Below are 4420 nucleotides of genomic sequence, written 5' to 3'. Positions count from 1 at the left end.
GGGCGATCGCGCGATCGCCCGACAGCGCGTCTTTTATCCGATCGCCGTTTTGTCGTCCCGTCCAGAGAACCGTGTTGGGGGTCGGGACGATATCGAGATAGCGGCCGTCGCCGTCGAGAACGACGATCGAATCGGCAACGGCGGACAACAGCGTTTGCAGTCGGCGGTCGGCTTGACGCAGTGCAATTTCGGCGGCGTATCGTTCTGTGATGTCGTTCCCCAAACATAGCAAGCCAGTGCCGTTCCCTTGGGGGTCTTTCAAAACCGTATTGTGCCATTCGACCCAGACGCGATCGCCGTTTCGCCGCTGACAGAGGGTTTGGCGACAGAGTTCTCCGGGGCGATGGGGAGCGAGCGTCTCGGGAGGGCCGACCGTTTGAGTCGGCTCTTCTTCGGTGGAGACCTTCATCGATACGAGTTCGGCAAACGACATCCCCAGCAGTTCCGTTTCCCCATAGCCAAAAAAATGTTGGGCGTAAGGATTGGCAAAGATCGTCCGTCCCTCCGCATCTAACAACAAGAGAATTGCCGTCGCGCGATCGACAATAGAGCGATAGTGCGCTAAGCGATCGCTCAAATCGGCCGTTGCTGCCGCGATCGCCTCCCGCCGCCGCTGTCGTTCGTACACCACTTGAAACGTCAACCCACTCGCCCCGAGAACCAACACCAGCCCGCCGAGGCGAATCCATCCCCGTAACGGCGATTGCGCCGACCACCCCTGAGTCGGAACCGCCGCCACTTGCCAGGCGCCGTTTCCGAAGCGCACGTCTCCCGTCACCGGTCGCGCGTCGAACAGATCGGCCTCGCCGAACAGCACCGCCAGAGCGTTTCCGACGGGAGCCGTCGTCCGCACGCCGAACTCTAGGTCAGGCAGGCGATCGCTCAGATCCGTTTTTCGTACCAAGTCGGCAAAATCCAAACGCGCGAGGGCGGTTCCCCGTCGATCGCTTCCCGAGGTCATTATCCAAATTTCGGGGGTTCCGTCTGTCTGACGCCGCACCTCGAGATCGACCTCGTCTCTTATCGTCCTCTGCACTTCGACGAGAAACGGATTTAGTTCTTCTGCTGGGAGGGGATACGCCCAGCGCACGCCGTCGTTACCGTACCAAAGCAGGCGATCGAACGACTCCGAACCGTTTAGGGTGCGTTCGGCCAAGCGATCGAACTGTTCCCGCGTCGCGTCCGGCTGGCTTGCCAGCAAGTCAGCAAACGATCGCGTCGCGAAAAGATGTCGTTGCAGAGCGCCTTCGAGGGTTGCCCGTACCGTGTTGAGGCGATCGAGAACAGTTTGGCGGTACTGGCGGTCGAACCGCTGCGCTTCCAGGCGATCGAGAACGACGACACCACTGCCAACGGCGATGCCAACGGAGATCGCCGCCCAAACTGCGGACAGTGGAACCTGTTTCATAAGCGCGCGTAAAAGCAAAAGAAGCGGTAGAAGGATTTCAAAAATCTTCAAAAATCGCGATCGCCCGACATCCGGCCGCAAGAATCCCCGTCCATTTTAAGCCGACCTCGATTCAGACATCTACCGCGATCGATCCGAACCGACCGCAGCGATCGCCTTTCGCCTCAATCCCCGAAAAAGTTACATTAGAGAGACGCACAGACGACCTGCACGACAGGTTCGCAATCGGATATAAGGTACGTTGATGGGTATTGCAGCAGAGAAACTCGCCCCAATTTCGATCGTGTTGTTTGCCGCCGGAATTTTAATCTGGGGGTATTACCGCGCTCGACCCTATGGCAAAATCGGCTTGCTGTCTTGGTTACAGTCGGTTTCTGTCACAGCTCCCTGGCTGCTGTTTTTCGCCCTGTTCTCAGCCGGGATTTTCATCAATTTCGCAGGCGTGTTGTTCCTCATCGTCGCGTCCGTTTTAGCTTACATCGGGCTGGGACGACAACTGCGAGCGGCGGCTCGAGATCCCGAACAACGAGCGTACTTAGAAAAACTAGCGAACGCCCAACGGTCTTCAAAATCTGACGAGTCCTCTCAAACTTCCGATCTTGCCGAACCGTCCGAAGACTCTGAAGCGGCCGAACCGTCTCCGGACACCGCACGACCGACGGAGCCAGTCGCCGCCTCTGTCCGAGATCGCGATCGAGAAAGCGATCGCCCGTTTCAGAACCTATCCGTTCCCGAGGACGACTTACACTGCATTCAAGAAATCTTCGGAATCGATACGTTTTTCGCCACAGAGACGATCCCGTACCAGTCGGGAGCAATTTTCAAAGGCAACCTTCGGGGAGAGGTCGAAGCGACCCATCAGGAACTGTCGAAAAAACTGCACGATCGCGTGGGCGATCGCTACCGTTTGTTTTTCGTCAACGATCCCGACGAAAAAACGGTCGTCGTCGTCTTGCCGAGTCGTAACGACCCTCAACCGCTCACGACGAACCAACAGATTTTAGCAGTCGTATTGTTCGTCGCGACGATCGTAACCACTCTCGAAACCGGGGGGGCATTTCTCGGATTCGACTTGTTCGAGAATTTGAACCGCTGGACGGAAACACTGCCCCTCGCCTTGGGAATTTGGGCGATATTGCTCGTTCACGAACTCGGCCACCGTATCGCGGCCGGACGATATGGCATTGCACTCTCGCCGCCATTTTTCCTTCCCACCTGGCAAATCGGCTCTTTCGGTGCGATTACCCGTTTCGAGTCTTTGCTGCCCAACCGTTCGACCCTGTTCGACATTGCCATCGCCGGGCCGGCCGCCGGTGGGTTGTTGTCCTTGGGAATGTTAGCGGTCGGGTTCGTCCTGTCCCACGACGGGAGCTTGTTTCAACTGCCGAGCGAATTTTTCCGAGGGTCGGTTTTGGTGGGATTGCTGGCCAAGGCGTTTTTAGGTGAAGCCCTCCAGCAGAGTTTGGTAGACGTGCATCCGTTGGTCGTTCTCGGTTGGCTGGGGTTAGTCATTAACGCCCTCAACCTGATTCCAGCCGGACAGTTAGACGGCGGGCGCGTCATGCAGGCGATTTACGGTCGTCGGATTGCAGGGCGATCGACGATCGCCACCCTCATCGTGTTAGCGATCGCTTCCTTCGTCAATCCGTTAGCCTTGTACTGGGCGATCGTGATTTTGGTCATCCAACGGGATTTAGAGCGTCCGAATCTCAACGAAATTACCGAACCCGACGACACCCGTGCAATTTTGGCGTTCGTGGCACTGTTGGTCATGTTGATGACGTTGATTCCCTTTACGCCGAGTTTGGCGTTGCGCCTGGGGCTGTAACGAGCAAGGGAGAGAGGGAGAGGGGGAGAGGGGGAGAGGAGGAGAGGGGGAGATAGGGAGAGGGGGAGAAAGGGAGAGAGGGAGAGGAGGAGAAAGGGAGAGGGGGAGAGAGGGAGAGGAGGAGAAACTGTTATCTGTTAACTGTCTTCACTGGCGACTGGTGGCTGGTGACTGGTGACTGAAACCCTGTTCCCCGTTCCCCGTTCCCCGTTCCCTGTCTTCACGGGTGACTGTCTTCAACTCAGAGAATGGTCGATTCAACTGTTGAGGTTACGGCGATCGCTCCGGTGAAAGATCGGGCAGAAATTCGAGAGGCGGCGCGATCGCTGTTAGCGGTTCCCGTGCGTCACCTCGTTCTCTGCGACGGCGGTTCGACTCAACCCAACTGTCTGGCGGCGTTGGCAGAGTTAGAATCCTACGACTGCGTTTCGGTGTTGCGATTGCCTCAGCCGCAGTTCAATAAGGCACAACTGCTCAATTGGGGGATTCGTCACGCCTCCTCAGAGATTCTCTTAACGTCCGATGCCGATATTCTCTGGAATCGCGAAACTGTGGTGAAGCTGGTCGAGTGGGTACGGGAGGGAACGCGGCGCATCGGCGGTGTGGCACGGGTGCGAGAAACCGATTCCCAGGCGATCGCCCTGCGACGTTCCCGCTACAGTTATCAATGTACTCTCGAAGGGAAAACAGCACGGGTGGCGATCGTCTCGGGGGGTGGGGGAGACGTCCGACGTCCCGGTTGCGGGTTGTTGTGCGCTCGCCGTCGTACTTTCGAGGGGGTGGGAGGATATAAAGAGAGGTTTCGCGGTTGGGGATGGGAAGATCGAGATTTGCTGATGCGGGCGGAATTACTCGGTGCGACGACGGACGCGATGGGAGAAGTGACGCATTTGTCCCATTCCGACGCCGTTCGCAATCACTTTTTCGGCAGTCGCGATCCCGTTGAAACGCGCGATCGCAATCTCGTTTTGAGCCTCACCGAACTGTCTCGGGGTCAGTTTTGGGGCGATTTACCTTCGGGGCGTCGTTGGAAAACGCCGTTTGGGGAGTTGACCGTGATGCAGGAGGCGGGAAAGCCATGACCAAAAAACTGGGATACAAGCCCCGTCCCTTCGACTTGGCTCACTTCGACAAGCTCACTTCGACAAGCTCACTTCGACAAGCTCACTTCGACAAGCTCACTT

Annotated in this window: 3 protein-coding genes; 2 read left to right on the top strand and 1 reads right to left on the bottom strand. The window is 57.4% G+C overall.

Features of this window, described 5'->3' with window-relative positions; translation table 11 throughout:
• Positions 1-1408, bottom strand: a 1408-nt coding sequence (locus POG22_RS14270) for a PAS domain S-box protein (protein ID WP_498905994.1), incomplete at its 3' end; no start/stop codon positions are given.
• A gap of 244 nt (positions 1409-1652) precedes the next feature.
• Between POG22_RS14270 and POG22_RS14265 the strand changes: the two genes are divergently transcribed.
• Both POG22_RS14265 and POG22_RS14260 read left to right on the top strand, forming a co-directional pair.
• The gene (locus POG22_RS14265; RefSeq protein ID WP_498905992.1) at positions 1653-3236 is read left to right on the top strand and encodes a site-2 protease family protein; all 1584 of its coding nucleotides are present in this window, start codon (positions 1653-1655) and stop codon (positions 3234-3236) included.
• A gap of 248 nt (positions 3237-3484) precedes the next feature.
• A complete protein-coding gene (locus POG22_RS14260; protein ID WP_498905990.1) occupies positions 3485-4318 on the top strand; it encodes a glycosyltransferase family 2 protein in 834 nt (277 codons plus the stop codon).
• The last annotated feature ends 102 nt before the right edge of the window (positions 4319-4420 follow it).

The sequence above is a fragment of the Geitlerinema sp. CS-897 genome (genome assembly GCF_028368005.1).
GTDB classification, from domain to species: Bacteria; Cyanobacteriota; Cyanobacteriia; order Cyanobacteriales; family Geitlerinemataceae; genus Baaleninema; species Baaleninema simplex.
Note: the sequence above shows the minus strand (reverse complement) of the source record. Positions and strands in the feature narration are given on the sequence as shown.